Below are 14,640 nucleotides of genomic sequence, written 5' to 3' on the forward strand. Positions count from 1 at the left end.
TTTGAAAATTATTTAAAAATGTCAAAAGGCGTTTAAAAAAACACCTCTTGATTATATTTGATTTTATTTTACTTGATCTTATTTGTCTAAAACTTCAAAAGTAGAATTCATGCTCTTAAATTCTGGTACAATTTTTTTCATCTTAGCCACAATATCATCGTTTTCATAAAAATCGGCAATACCTATTAATTCATCAACTTCATTATGAAGATTTTCATACTCGTCTTGAATTTCTTGTGCAATCATGATCTTATTATGATAAGTTGGAAGAGTTTTAGAAGTATCATTTAGCAATTCTTCATAAAGTTTTTCCCCAGGTCTTAGTCCAACTATTTTAATTTTGATTTCTTTATCTGGTATAAAACCAGCAAGTTTAATCATTTTTCGTGCTAAATCAATAATTCTAACTGGTTTACCCATGTCAAAGATATAGATTTCGCCTCCGTTACCCATTGCCCCTGCTTCTAATACCAACTGACAAGCTTCTGGAATTGTCATAAAATAGCGAATAATATCCTGATGCGTAATTGTTACAGGCCCACCCTCAGCAATTTGTTTTGTAAACAATGGCACAACAGAACCATTTGAACCCAAAACGTTTCCAAAACGGGTTGTAATGAACTTCGTGCCTCCTTCTACATTTTCCCTTTGATTTTTTAAGAATAGAGACTGCACATATTTTTCTGCAATACGTTTACTTGCCCCCATTACATTGCTTGGATTGACAGCTTTATCTGTAGAAACCATTACAAATTTCTTGACATGGTACTTACAAGCCAAATCGGCAAGATTTTTAGTCCCTTTAATATTGGTTTGAATTGCCTGAGAAGGATTTTCTTCCATCAAAGGCACATGTTTATAAGCTGCTGCATGAAAAACAACGTGTGGATTGTAATTTTTAAAAACCTTTTCCAGCGCTTTTTTGCTTCTTACATCTGCAATTACAGCTACAATTTTAGTATCAACATTCATTCCTTGCGTCTCTAGACATAAATTATGCAAAGGTGTTTCAGCATGATCCACAACAATGACTCTTTTTGGACCAAAATTTAAAACTTGTCTTACTATTTCGCTTCCAATTGACCCAGCGGCTCCACTAATAAGGATTGTTCTATCTTTTAATTGTTTAGAAATTGATTTACTATCTAGAACTATCGGCTTTCTTTCTAATAAATCTTCAATTTGTATGTTTTTTACTTTTTGAGAAATTTCTTTTTGGTTTTCCCAGTCAGAAATCAATGGAACAGTATATACTCTGTAATTAAATTCTAAGCATTGATCAACAATAATAAGCTGTTCATCTTTTGTCAAACTCTTGTCTGCGATAATTACTCCTTCTGCTGCAACAGAACGCATTAACGCAGGAAGTTTTTTTCTTAAAATTAAAATCGGAAGATCCAACATACGCTTAGATGCATTCTGATTATTTTTATCTACAAATCCAACAATTTTAAATCTAGAAGGTGTTTCAAATTTTAAGGCATTAGCTACTGAAATTGCATTTGCATCTGTACCATAAATAACAGTTCTTACAAGCTTGGTAGTCGCCTTTTCTGAAAAATACATTTCAAAAGTTTGTTTTACAATAACACGATACAAAAACAGTCCGCAAAAAGACAAAACTAAGTTTATAAAAAGAGCTGTATTTAAAAAAGCTTTATGTCCAGTATACAATTCAAATATTAAATTTATAAATAGAAAGAAAACTAAAACTGACATTTGAGAAAAAAGCAGTTTTATGGCGTCAATATAGGATGAGTGTCTAATAATTCCAGAATAAGTTCTAAAGAGCCAAAAGAAAAATATATTAACTGTTATTAAACTTGCTACAAAATAAAAATCATGTGACGTTATAATGTATCCTATTGCTGTGCCGTCAAAAAGCAAGTAGGTAAAAGAAAATGAAAAAAACAAAACCATTACATCAATAGCAATGATAATCCACCTAGGCAGATAACTCAAATTATTGATGTTTGCACGAAGATTTCTAGGTGAAAAAGTTTTATACAACAACGATGTTATATTATTTGGTTTTTCTGTATTCAATTTAGCATTTTTTAAGTCAGTAAAATTTGAACTTTATACAAAAATACAAATTAAAGGTTTTAAATAATTACTTCGTGGTGCAAATTAAATTTTAACACCTTTTTTCTTTTGCTTTAAAAATTCTAAAAGATATGTTCCATAACCTGATTTCTGTAATGGTTGAGCCAATTCTTCAAGTCTGTCATCATCAATAAATCCTTGTCTCCAAGCAATTTCTTCAATACATCCTACTTTTAGTCCTTGTCTTTCTTCTAAAACTTGTACAAATTGTCCAGCTTGCATTAAACTATTAAAAGTTCCTGTGTCTAACCAAGCAGTTCCTCTACTCAATATACCTACTTTTAATTTTCCTTTTTCAAGATAAACCTTGTTAACATCTGTAATCTCATATTCGCCTCTCGCACTTGGTTTAATGTTTTTTGCTATCTCTACTACTGAGTTATCATAAAAATATAAGCCTGGTACAGCGTAATTTGATTTTGGTTCTAAAGGTTTTTCTTCAATCGAAATAGCATTTTTATTTTCATCAAATTCGACAACTCCATATCTTTCTGGGTCTGAAACATGATACGCAAAGACAACTCCTCCCTCTGGATCAGCATTATCCTTTAATAATTGTTGCATATTTGTTCCAAAGAAAATATTATCTCCAAGTACTAAAGCCACTTTATCTCTTCCAATAAATTCTTCGCCAATAACAAATGCCTGTGCTAAGCCATTTGGGTTTGGCTGCTCAGCATAACTAAATTTACACCCAATTGTGCTACCATCTCCTAAAAGCTTTTTAAAATGCGGTAAATCGTGAGGAGTCGATATTATTAAAATTTCATTTATCCCTGCCATCATCAAAGTTGATAACGGATAATAAATCATCGGTTTATCGTAAACCGGCATTAGTTGTTTACTTACTGCTAATGTTAAAGGGTGTAATCTTGTACCTGAACCTCCAGCTAAAATAATTCCTTTCATAAAACTAATTTTAAATTAAAAGCTAATGGCTTTTAAAACATGTATTTTATATAAATATCTTTTTTAAACTTTCTTTGTAATTCGGAATTTTTAAATCATAAACCGTTTTTATTTTTTCCTTATTTAATAATGAAAAACTTGGTCTTTTTGCAGGTGTTGGATAAGATGACGATGGAATCCCCTCTACTATACAGTTGTAGCCCCCAAGTTCTTTAATACTTAACGCAAATTCATACCAACTAATTTCACCTTCGTTGGAATAATTAAAAATTCCTGGAATCCATTCTGAAAATTCAATTATATCAATCATTGCTTGTGCTAAATCAGTGGCATATGTTGGTGACCCAATCTGATCATTTACAACATTAATTTCATCTCTTTCCTGCATTAATCGTTGCATGGTTTTAACAAAATTATTTCCAAATTTGCTGTAAACCCATGAAGTTCTAATAATGATCGATTCAGGATTTTCTTTTAAACATGCAACTTCACCAGCCAGCTTACTTTTTCCATAAACATTTATAGGATTTGTCTGGGATTTTTCACTTAAAGCAATTGATGAAGATCCATCAAAAACATAATCTGTTGAAATATGGATTAATTTCACATTATTTTCTACTGAGTAACGTGCAATTAATTCTACCGCTAAATGATTCACTTTAAATGCCAAGTCTTTTTCTGATTCGGCTTTATCCACAGCTGTATAAGCTCCACAATTAAAAATCACATCTGGTTTAATCTCATTTAATTGATTTTTAAGCAAATCGAGATTATCTAATGTTACATTTTTACGATCTGCAAAAAACCAATTATAATTTTTATAATTTTCAGAAAGAACATTCAATTCTGACCCTAATTGTCCATTTGCACCAGTTACAAGAATTTTTTTCATTAAAACAAACTATTACAATTTTCGATAAAAGGAAGAATTTGATCTTTTTCAGAAACAATTGCATCTTCTAAGTTCATTCCCCAATCAATATTTAAAGACGGGTCATCATATTTAATTCCTCCCTCCGAGGCTTTATTATAAAATTGGTCACATTTGTACATAACCGAAGCTGTTTCACTAATAACTGAAAACCCATGCGCAAACCCCTGAGGAACTAATAATTGTTTTTTGTTTTCTGCAGATAATAAAACACTAAATGATTTTCCAAAAGTTGGCGAATCTTTCCTTAAGTCAACAGCTACATCAATGATTTCACCTTCTAAAACTCGCACTAATTTGGTTTGAGCAAACGGCGGATTTTGATAATGCAATCCTCTTAAAGTTCCTTTTTTAGAGAATGATTGATTATCCTGAACAAAATCAATATTTATTCCTAAATCTTCAAATTTGGTTTTGCTGTATGCTTCAAAAAAATAACCTCTTTCGTCTCCAAAAACTGTTGGCTCAACAATCACTAAATCTTTTATAGATGTTTTTTCGACTTTCATTTTTTAATTTTATATTTATTTAAAGAAATTAGTTAAGATTTCTTTAATTCTGATTTTCTCTTCATTACTTAAATTTGAGCCTGATGGCAGGCACAATCCATTCTCAAAGAGTAACTCTGATACTTTATGCCCATAATAAGGGAATTCTTTAAAAACAGGTTGTAAATGCATTGGCTTCCAAAGGGGTCTACTTTCAATATTTTCATTTTCAAGTGCTAAACGCAAATCCTCTCTTGTTTTTCCATTTGTTTTTTGAGGATCAATAACAATTGCTGATAACCAATGATTTGAGAAATAATCATTATTCGGTTCGTTCAAAACACTAACACCATCTATATTTTTAAAGAATTCAATATAAAAATTATGCATATTTCTTCTCAATTGCACATGGTCATCTAAAACCTCCATTTGACCTCGGCCAATCCCAGCGCAAATATTACTCATTCTATAATTGTACCCTACATGACTATGCTGATAATGTGGTGCATTATCTCTTGCTTGTGTAGAAAGAAAAACCGCTTTATCTTTTAAATCTTTCTTTTTGGTTACTATTGCTCCTCCTCCTGAAGTTGTAATGATTTTATTACCATTAAAGGAAAGTATACCAATTTCACCAAATGTTCCACATTTTTGATTCTTATAAGAACTACCCAAAGCTTCAGCACTATCTTCGAGAATTGGAATTTCATATTTCTCAGCAATACTATGAATTTCCTCTATCTTATATGGCATACCATAAAGATGTACTGAAATTATAGCTTTAGGCTTTTTCCCTTTTGAAATTCGATCTAAAATAGCTTTTTCTAATGCGATTGGACACATATTCCATGTATCAAGTTCACTATCAATAAAAATAGGAGAAGCGCCTAAATACATTATAGGATTCGCAGATGCTGAAAATGTCATACTCTGACAGATTACCTCATCTCCCGTCTCAATACCAATCATTATTAAACCCAAGTGTATTGCTGCTGTACCTGAACTTAAAGCACCAACATAAACTTCTTGGTTTAAATATTTTTCTAAGTCATTTTCAAAACCATTAACATTTGGTCCTAAAGGTGCAACCCAATTTGTGTCAAATGCTTCTTGCACATATTTTTTTTCTGCCCCTCCCATATGAGGAGATGACAACCATATTTTTGAATTACTCATTATCATTATATTTTAAAATCCTAAAGAATAACTTTCTGTTTTGATAAATAATAATTTAAACAAATTTCAGGATAATTTTCTTTTTTCATTTGATTTATTACTTTATCGATATCATGCAAAAATGATTTTAACTCAATTTTTTGCTTTACTGTGTCTATTTTGATATAACAAGATTGGTTTATGTATTGCCTGTTTTGTCCTAAACTACCTGTATTAAATACAAAATTATCCCCTATCGATCTTTTAAACTGTTGATGTGAATGACCAATTATATAATCACAATCCAATGAAATCTCATCAATATTAGTATCTGAAAAAATATAAGAATTATTAATTGTATGAGTAATAGTAAAATTCTGAATTATAGTTTCTTCTTCGTACCCTTTTAAAGTTTGAATCCATTTTGAATCAAAATTCTCATAACATTTTTGAAAAAATGTTTTTGCAATCACATTTGTCCCACCATAAGAGCCTTGAATATAAAACTGCTCATGATTACCTTTTAAAACTTTACAATTTAAATCCTGTAATAACTCTATACATTCATTTGACCACGGCCCATAATTAACAACATCTCCATGGCAAATAAACAAATCAGTCTCCATCTTTTCAATTTTGAAAAATTTTTCTAATGCAACAAGATTTCCATGAACATCTCCAAAAATTGTGACAATCATGATATCATTTTTTTTATTCCCTCCTCCAGACTAGAGAAAGTATTTATATCAATAATTTTTTTTAAGTTTTCAATACAGATAACTGCTCTATCTTCTAGAAAATTTTGGTCTTCAGTATTTAAAATCTTTATTGATTGATCTTTAAAATTTTTCTTTATAATTTCAGCTAATTGCAATATTGACGTTTCAGTACCAGTAGCACCATTAATAACTCCATCAAAATTATTTTCAATTAATGCTGCAATAATTCTAGCGGCATCTTCAACATATAAAAAATCAGCATTAACTTTTGAAGCATTGGTTAATTGTATATTATTTGTTTTTTTTATCTGATCAATTATATTCGTAATTATACCAGAAGAAATCATGTTTTTCCCATATAATGCTGAAAATCTTACATGAGAAACAATAATATCATTAAAGTTCGCGAAAGTATCAAATAATAATTCTTGCCCTAATTTTGAAAAACTATACAAAACGTGCCTGCCTGTTGGATAAGTATTGACGTTTTCGTTAAGTTCAATTGGCCAAGGTTTTTTAACTACTGCTAGTGTTGAACAATTAATTATTTTTCTAATTGTATTTTGTCCTTCAATCCATTTACAAATATTTTGCGTTCCTAGAATATTTGTCTTATATATTCTATCCAAAAAATCATTATCTAAATAATCTCCTCCTGGCAAAACTGTCGCACAGTTTATAACAACATCAAAAAAATTCAAAGGCAAATTCTCAAAATCTTTAGAATTACTAATGTCAACTTTAAAAGCTGCATCATCCTTTGAGCGTGAAACTGTATAAGTACTATGATTAGCAGTCTTTAATAATTGGTTTAATTCTTTTCCCAAAAAACCATTACTTCCAAATATGAGTACGTTCATTTTTACTTAAGATAGTTTAAAATTGTAAAATGTAGAACTAGGATTTTTTAGTTCTTTATCATTATATAATTGATCTAACTCATTTTGTTCTACATATATGTCTGACCAAGTTCTTAAAACAATTCCATTTTTTAAAGTTGGCTTATCAATTTCTTCATTAAAAAGATAGTGTTTAAGAACAGCCTCAACCTCATTAAATCCAAAAAAATGTCGCAATGGGGTTGTACCGCTGAATCTTCCATTTATTTCAAAAATAACAGGCTCATCATTAAATATACGAAATTGAAAATTTACTGGACCAGAAGGATTCAATCTTTCAGCAATTTTCATAATCATTTCATCATACTTAGAAGTACTTTCATCTCTGTAAGCTCTGTAAGTATTTCCATCTCGCAAATCTCGTCTTAATGTTACTATTGCTTTACATTCACCATTAATTACAACACAGCCAGAAGTATATTCCCCCTCATTTTCTGAAAGATACTGTTGTACAACCAAGTTACTATTTGGGCTATAAATTTCCATTAGCTCATCATTATTTTCTATTTTTTTTATTCCTAATGAACGAGCACCGTCAAAGGGTTTAGCAAATAATGGATAGCCTAATTTTCTTTCTATGTCTAGAAGGTTTTGTTTATCATTTGCCATTACAGAAAATGGAAATGGAAAATTATTTTTCTCCAAAAATTCAGAAGTCAAAAATTTATCATTAGCAATATTAACAACATTTTCATCACTTACTATTACCACACAATTAAATTCGTTCAAAAACAAATCTTTGTTTTTTGCAAAAACTGGTAATTCAACATCTGTGCCAACTAAAATTGCATCTATTTGATGCTTTTTAACAACATCTTTAATCTTTTCTATATAGTCTTCTTCAAAAACTTTTGGTATTGTTATGGCATAATCCCCTAACCAATGTCCAGTAGATCGTGGATCTGGATCAGCTGTATATATTTTTTTATCGAAGTTTGACACTTGCAGTAATCTTAGTATTCCTTGTCCTAACAAAGCTCCTGCTCCAGTCACTAAAATATTTTTAGCCATATTTATTTTGTCTTTTATTTATCTTTTATTTTATCTTTTTGATCAAATCTAGGCATAGTTACATGTTTTTCTGCAGAGACTTCACTAATTTTAAATATCTTCCTTATTGTTTTGATTATTATTTTTAAATCTAACCACAAGCTAATATTATTAACATACCAAACATCATATTTAAATTTCTCTTCCCAGCTTATAGCATTTCTTCCATTGACTTGCGCCCATCCAGTAATTCCTGGTTTTATTCTGTGGCGTTGTTTTTGAAAATCATCATAATATGGTAAGTAATCAGGCAACAAAGGTCTTGGCCCAATTAGACTCATATCACCTTTCAAAACATTTATCAACTGTGGTATTTCATCCAATGAAGTTTTACGTACAATAGCACCAATTTTAGTTAATCTTTTTTCGTCATCCAAAAAATGTCCTTCGGAATCTTTTTTGTCATTCATGGTTTTAAATTTGATTATCTCAAATATCTTTTCATCTTTACCAGGTCTTCTTTGAACAAAAAAAGGATTGCCATTATTTGCAAAAGCCAGAAGTATTAATAAAATGAAAAACAAAGGCAAGGTCAATATTAAAACCAATAATGAAATTAAAAAATCAATCAGTCTTTTAAAAATTATATTATACATTTATTTTTTTAATTATTATATCATACGACCTTTCAACTTTATATTCTTTCTGCAATAAATTCCAAGCATTCTCTTTCATGAGATCATATTTATGCTTATTCAATATCATTTTATCTACAGCATCATTCATATCTTTTAAATTTCCTGAAATTACTGCAAAACCGCATTCGTTCTTTTCTATAACAGTTCCAATATCAGTATTAGCATCTGTTGCTGCAATAATCGGAATTTTCATTTCTAAATAAGATAATAATCTTGAAGGAAAATTAGGTATTGTAAAATCTTTATGTAAAAAAATCATTCCCACATCACAAGTATTCAACAAGTTATCATATTCGTTTTTTGGCAGACCATTTAACAAAAGAGCATTATTTGGCTGTTCTCTTTTAAACCATTGATTTATCCTATTATACTCTGTACCCGATCCCACAATTAAAAAAAAGGCATTTTTATTACAATTATATTTAATTGTTTCTAAAAGAAAATCTATTCCTTGTGGTTTTCCGAGATTACCACCATAAACAAAAATTTTTTTATCCAGAGGCAGATTATACTTTTTTTTGATTATTATTTTATCTTCTTCACTTTGTAAGATGACTATAGGTTGAATTGAATTTGGATTTACTTCTACTTTTTTCTGATTAATACTTGGATTATGTTCTAAAATGTAATTCATATTAGCCTCTGACATACATCCAATCGTATCAGACAAATTATAAAGTCTTTTTTCTTTTCTTAGAAACATTCGATGTAAGATTCCATTTTTCTTTAGCATTTTCATATCTATCGCATTTTGAGGAAAAATGTCTTTTAGTAATAAATACGAATAAGCTTTATCTCGTGTTTTTATAAAACTAATAACTTTAGAAAAAGTAATTGGCGGAGTTGAATAAATTATTAAATCAAATTTGACATTACAAAAATGCTTCTTAATAGCAGAAAGAAACTGATTTTCAATTGCTAAAGTCCCAACTCCTTTCTCAATTATATTTGTTTTTTGGAGATTAAAAGTTTTAACATTTAAAATTCTTCCCTCTTCTTCTATCTTAAGGAATGTTTTTGTTTTTTCTCTTCTTTCAATAGGACAAACAGCAAAAACTTCATGGCCTTTGTTGAAAAACTGACGAAGAAGATCGTTATAAATTCCTCTTTCCGTAAAGGAATTTATTTTTACCATTGTTAAAAAAAGCACTTTCATTTTATAATTCTCTCCAAACCACACGTTTCACATAATCTGTATAACTCAAAATTATACGAACCATTTTTTCTGAAACATTTGGCATAGAATAATCAGCAACTGGTCTAAAGTTTCTTTCCGTTCCTGTTTTTTGATATTGAAGTTGCACTAACCCTTGCAGAATTCTCTCTGGATTTAGACCAACCATCATTACAGAAGTCTCTTCCATCGCTTCTGGTCTCTCATGTGCATCTCTAATATTAAGAGCCCTGAAGTTCAGCACTGAGGACTCTTCTGAAATTGTTCCAGAATCTGACAAAACAGCAAAAGATTTCATTTGCAGAGCATTGTAATCATTAAAGCCAAGTGGTTTTAAGAATTGAACATTTTTATGCATTTGAATATTTTTCTTCTCAATCATATTGCGTGTACGAGGATGTGTACTTACAATAATTGGATAATCATATTTTTCAGCAATAAGATTTAAGCTTTCCATTAATCCATGGAAGTTTGTATCGCTATTAATATTTTCTTCTCTATGTGATGATACTACAAAAAACTTACCTTCTTCCAACCCTAATCTTTCTAAAACATCAGAAGATTCAATAGATGGCAAATAGTGATTTAAAACCTCAAACATAGGAGAACCAGTTTTGATGATTCTATCTGCTGGCAAACCTTCTCTTAGTAAATATTCTCTCGCAATATCACTATAAGTTAAATTAACGTCTGATGTATGATCTACAATTTTTCTATTGGTTTCTTCGGGAACCCGCTGATCAAAACAACGATTTCCTGCTTCCATATGAAAAATTGGAATGTGTCGTTTTTTTGCCGGTATTGCACATAAACAACTATTAGTATCTCCCAAAACTAAAAATGCATCTGGTTTTTCGGATTCTAATAAAGGATCAATTTTTATTAAAATTTGTCCAACAGTTTCTGTTGCCGTTGCTCCAGCTGCATTTAAGAAAAAATCAGGCTTACGGATTTTTAAATCATCAAAAAAAATCTGATTTAATTCATAATCATAATTTTGTCCTGTATGTACAATAATATGTTCAATTGCATCGGAATTATCTAAAGCTGTCATTACCCTAGAAAGGCGTATAATTTCTGGTCTTGTTCCAACCACAGTCATCACTTTTAATTTTTTCATATTTCTCTACAATTCGTAATAATAATTTATGCTTAACTCCAACTATTTTAATTGTAAAATACTTGAAAGTCTTTCTTCCAATAAAGATGAATAAAATGATGCTCCAAACTTTGTTAAGTGATAAGTATCTTGGCTTATGAATTTACAATCGGGAGTAAATACTAAAACTCTATCCTGAGAATCGGAAACAGGTTTAATTAGATCAATATATCTTAAACCCCATTCTTTTTTCATTGTTTTATTATATGCCAAAATATTTTTCTTCATAACTGTTCTATAATTTTTACAATCATCTATTCTATTTGTTTTATTATAAAAAATACCATTACTATTACCAAAATCTTTAATTCCAACAATCCAAACCTTTTCTATGTTTATATTATAATCTAGTTTTAATTTTTGCATCAATTCTTTTGTAAAAAGAAAATCATTTGCAATGAATATAAAATCACATTTTTGAAATCTATTAACTATTTCCTCTTTACTCAGTTTTTTATTGCAATCATAATAACTTAACTCAATCTTACTTTTAAAAGAAGATTCTAAAAGAATATTAGCAAAATCCCTCGCAAAACTGTTACCCAAAACAAGAATTTTAGTTTTGTTAATCTCAACAAATGACTTATCTAAGTTTCTAATATGCTCATTATATTCTATGTGAATATTATTGTTACTGTCAAAAAAATTTAATTTATCAAGATGAGCAGATTTTTTTATATTCAATTCTGGAACATCTTTGATTATTCCTCCTATTGTATATATATATAAAGCTGACACACTCGTAAGAACAAAGAAAACGCCTATAATAATTAATAATTGGCTTGTTTTAATTTTTTTTCTATTCCTGAATGGTTGCTCGATCAGATAGTAACTTAAAATTGATAAAATAATAACTATAAAAATCAAAATTACAGTCCATAGAATATTTATTTCTTCTAAAAAAGTATAACGAGCGAAAGCAAAAATAATTTGATGCCACATATACAAACTAAAGCTAATTTTTCCAGCTCCCAGCAAAAATTTATTGCACAAGACATTTTTGTAGAAGGTATCACTTTGAAAGTGGTTTTCTCCTAAAACAAGAATCCCTGCTGAAAGAATTGTGACCAATAGTATTTTAATGTCATTATTACCCGTATTTCTAAGTAATAAAATTAACACGACAGCGAATAGCATTATATATAAAAGAAATTTACTTTTTTCTAATAACCTATTTGTTTTATGTTTCAGATTTTCAAAATATATTGCGCATATACCTCCAAAAGAGAGTTCGAAGAATCTATATTGAAGTAAGTAGAACTTTGCAGCGTAATTGTTGGAAATAAAAAAAAGGAACAACGAAATAATTGTCATAAACACTAAAACAGGAAGAATAAACTTTCTTTTATTATTTTTAAAAATGAAGAATAAAATGGGATAAAAAAAATAAAACTGTTCCTCTATTCCTAAACTCCATGTATGCATTAAAGGCTTATAGTCATTTTTAACAGCCCAATAGTCACTTGAAGTAATATACATTAATATATTATTTGCTGAGAAATTCGATGCAAAAATTGACTGCGCTAAATTTTCTAAATCATCAGGTAACATAAAACAAATCCCCAATACAAAAGCAATCAAAGAAGTAAATAGAACCAGTGGTATTATACGTCTAATTCTTCTTTCGTAAAACTTTAAAATTGAAAAAGAATTTTCTTTCACTTCTTTAAATACTATACCTGTTATCAAGTAGCCACTAATCACAAAAAAAACATCAACTCCTAAATAGCCATTTGGCAAATAGCCCAAGTGAAATAAAATAACTGATATAACTGCTAACCCCCTTATACCATCAATATCAATACGATATATTTTATGCATATTATTATATATAATTAAAAAATTTTAGTTTAAACTCACTTAAATTTATACTTCAATAAAATAAGTATCAGGATCTTTCGGGTCATAAAATTCGTTAATCCAAAAATTAGTATAAAGAACTTCATTGCCAATATTTTTAATATTGTGAGTGTACCAAATTGGCATATCTACATATGCTGGCTCATTTCCGTCCAAATAAAATTCCAACACCTCATCAGTACCAATTTGACGTAACTGAATTAAGGCTTGTCCTTTAATTACAGCAAAACGTTCAATTTTCCTTGTATGAAAATGATTTCCTCTGGTAATACCTGGTAGAGTTGTCGAAAATGAAACTTGTCCTCCAACTCCCAAACGTATTACTTCTACAAAAGAGCCTCTTGGATCTATATGTTCAACAAATTTTACAGGAAAGTGATTTTTTATATCCATATAACACCGAAATGTATTAAACAGATTTAATTCAAATACATTATTTATCGCTGGTATGACACCTTTATCTTGATATTCTGATTTATATTTTTCTAGAAGAGTTAAAATTTGTGAAACCTTAGATTCTGATGTACGCTGCACAACAATTTCATGTTTCCCTTTTTTACTTCTAATTTCAGAAATAATTGCATTTACTAATTCGCCAACATAAATCAATTTCAGATCACTATCTACATCAATAATTGGTTTTTCGTTATGCGACAATTTATGGCAAAAAGTAGCAATAACAGAATTGTAATTTGGATGACCAAAAGGCCCAAAAACATTTGGAATTATCATTCCCGTAAATTGTCCTTCTGAATTATCTGACCAATTGATCATTAATTCTCTGCCTTCTTTTTTAGATTTCCCGTAAAGATTGTTTCTTTCTTCTTGTGTTGATGAAGAAAAAAGCACATGAGATTTACTATTTGTAGCTTTTAGAGATTGAACTAACTTTTGAACCAATCCTAAATTAGTGTCATAAATTACCTGAGGATTATTATGGCGATTCATCGCGGCCAAATGCACGATGACATCACATTCTGTAACAAATGTGTTTAATTTATTATCATCTTCAAAATATTCTTTTTCAAACTCAATTCGTGTAAACTCTTCTGGGAAAAGTCCGATTGTATTATATAAATGTTTCCCAATAAAACCTGCTTGACCTGTAATACCTACTTTTAACATTTTTTGATTTTAGATTTTAAAATAATCAATATCATATCGATATTCATCTTTAATTTCACCCAAGAAATAATCAGTCATTACAAGTAATTTAGAATTTAATTCTAAAGATTGAATACTGCTTACATATCCTTTAGGAACGTGAAGGACGTTTAATTTTTCAGAATCAATAAAAAAGGTGAGATTTTCTAAATTAACAGATGGTTCTTCCCAATTATCAATTTTAACTAACTGGATTTTAAATTTTCCATTAACGACAGAAAACCATCTTTGTTCTATCTGATGTCCCTGCCAGCCTCTAATAAATTCAGAGCTCTCGTTTTCTATAATATAAATTCGTTTGATTAATGAAGCATCAAAATCATTATTATATAATAAAGTTCCTCGTTGATCCGAATGATAATTCCCGGTTATTAATCGTGGTTCCATT

14 protein-coding genes are annotated in these 14,640 nt (G+C 29.4%); all 14 read right to left on the reverse strand.

The genetic code is table 11. From position 1 onward, the window contains the following. Positions 1-78: 78 nt before the first annotated feature. On the reverse strand, positions 79-2,046 hold the full coding sequence (locus Q9Q97_RS13910) for a nucleoside-diphosphate sugar epimerase/dehydratase (protein ID WP_306158043.1): 1,968 nt from the start codon (positions 2,044-2,046) through the stop codon (positions 79-81). A gap of 84 nt (positions 2,047-2,130) precedes the next feature. Further along, the gene (rfbA, locus tag Q9Q97_RS13915; protein WP_306158045.1) at positions 2,131-3,015 is read right to left on the reverse strand and encodes a glucose-1-phosphate thymidylyltransferase RfbA; all 885 of its coding nucleotides are present in this window, start codon (positions 3,013-3,015) and stop codon (positions 2,131-2,133) included. 46 nt (positions 3,016-3,061) lie between these two features. Further along, complete coding sequence (gene rfbD, locus Q9Q97_RS13920; protein WP_306158047.1) at positions 3,062-3,907, reverse strand: dTDP-4-dehydrorhamnose reductase; 846 nt, start codon at positions 3,905-3,907, stop codon at positions 3,062-3,064. Continuing rightward, positions 3,907-4,455: a dTDP-4-dehydrorhamnose 3,5-epimerase gene (rfbC, locus tag Q9Q97_RS13925; protein ID WP_306158049.1), complete on the reverse strand. Its 549-nt coding sequence runs from the start codon at positions 4,453-4,455 to the stop codon at positions 3,907-3,909. The genes rfbD and rfbC overlap by 1 nt, the downstream gene beginning before the upstream one ends. A 15-nt stretch (positions 4,456-4,470) precedes the next feature. Beyond that, positions 4,471-5,610: a DegT/DnrJ/EryC1/StrS aminotransferase family protein gene (locus Q9Q97_RS13930; protein ID WP_306158051.1), complete on the reverse strand. Its 1,140-nt coding sequence runs from the start codon at positions 5,608-5,610 to the stop codon at positions 4,471-4,473. A gap of 20 nt (positions 5,611-5,630) precedes the next feature. Further along, positions 5,631-6,287 (reverse strand): metallophosphoesterase, encoded by a 657-nt coding sequence (locus Q9Q97_RS13935; RefSeq protein WP_306158053.1) that lies wholly within the window; start codon positions 6,285-6,287, stop codon positions 5,631-5,633. Beyond that, positions 6,284-7,168 carry an NAD(P)-dependent oxidoreductase gene (locus tag Q9Q97_RS13940; RefSeq protein ID WP_306158054.1) on the reverse strand — a complete coding sequence of 295 codons (885 nt, stop codon included), beginning with the start codon at positions 7,166-7,168 and terminating at the stop codon, positions 6,284-6,286. Before Q9Q97_RS13940 ends, Q9Q97_RS13935 begins: the two co-directional genes overlap by 4 nt. A gap of 6 nt (positions 7,169-7,174) precedes the next feature. Continuing rightward, the gene (locus Q9Q97_RS13945) at positions 7,175-8,218 is read right to left on the reverse strand and encodes an ATP-grasp domain-containing protein (protein WP_306158056.1); all 1,044 of its coding nucleotides are present in this window, start codon (positions 8,216-8,218) and stop codon (positions 7,175-7,177) included. Between the two features lie 14 nt (positions 8,219-8,232). Continuing rightward, positions 8,233-8,853: a sugar transferase gene (locus Q9Q97_RS13950; protein ID WP_306158057.1), complete on the reverse strand. Its 621-nt coding sequence runs from the start codon at positions 8,851-8,853 to the stop codon at positions 8,233-8,235. After that, a complete protein-coding gene (locus Q9Q97_RS13955) occupies positions 8,846-10,051 on the reverse strand; it encodes a glycosyltransferase family 4 protein (protein ID WP_306158059.1) in 1,206 nt (401 codons plus the stop codon). The genes Q9Q97_RS13950 and Q9Q97_RS13955 overlap by 8 nt, the downstream gene beginning before the upstream one ends. A gap of 1 nt (position 10,052) precedes the next feature. After that, positions 10,053-11,189: a non-hydrolyzing UDP-N-acetylglucosamine 2-epimerase gene (wecB, locus tag Q9Q97_RS13960; RefSeq protein ID WP_306158061.1), complete on the reverse strand. Its 1,137-nt coding sequence runs from the start codon at positions 11,187-11,189 to the stop codon at positions 10,053-10,055. Between the two features lie 42 nt (positions 11,190-11,231). Further along, positions 11,232-13,049, reverse strand: a complete 1,818-nt coding sequence (locus Q9Q97_RS13965) for an acyltransferase (protein WP_306158063.1) — start codon at positions 13,047-13,049, stop codon at positions 11,232-11,234. 45 nt (positions 13,050-13,094) lie between these two features. After that, on the reverse strand, positions 13,095-14,213 hold the full coding sequence (locus tag Q9Q97_RS13970) for an NAD-dependent epimerase/dehydratase family protein (RefSeq protein WP_306158065.1): 1,119 nt from the start codon (positions 14,211-14,213) through the stop codon (positions 13,095-13,097). 9 nt (positions 14,214-14,222) lie between these two features. After that, positions 14,223-14,639 (reverse strand): WxcM-like domain-containing protein, encoded by a 417-nt coding sequence (locus Q9Q97_RS13975; protein ID WP_306158067.1) that lies wholly within the window; start codon positions 14,637-14,639, stop codon positions 14,223-14,225. Position 14,640: the final 1 nt, after the last annotated feature.

It is taken from the genome of Flavobacterium sp. DG2-3, from assembly GCF_030730925.1.
GTDB lineage: Bacteria > Bacteroidota > Bacteroidia > Flavobacteriales > Flavobacteriaceae > Flavobacterium.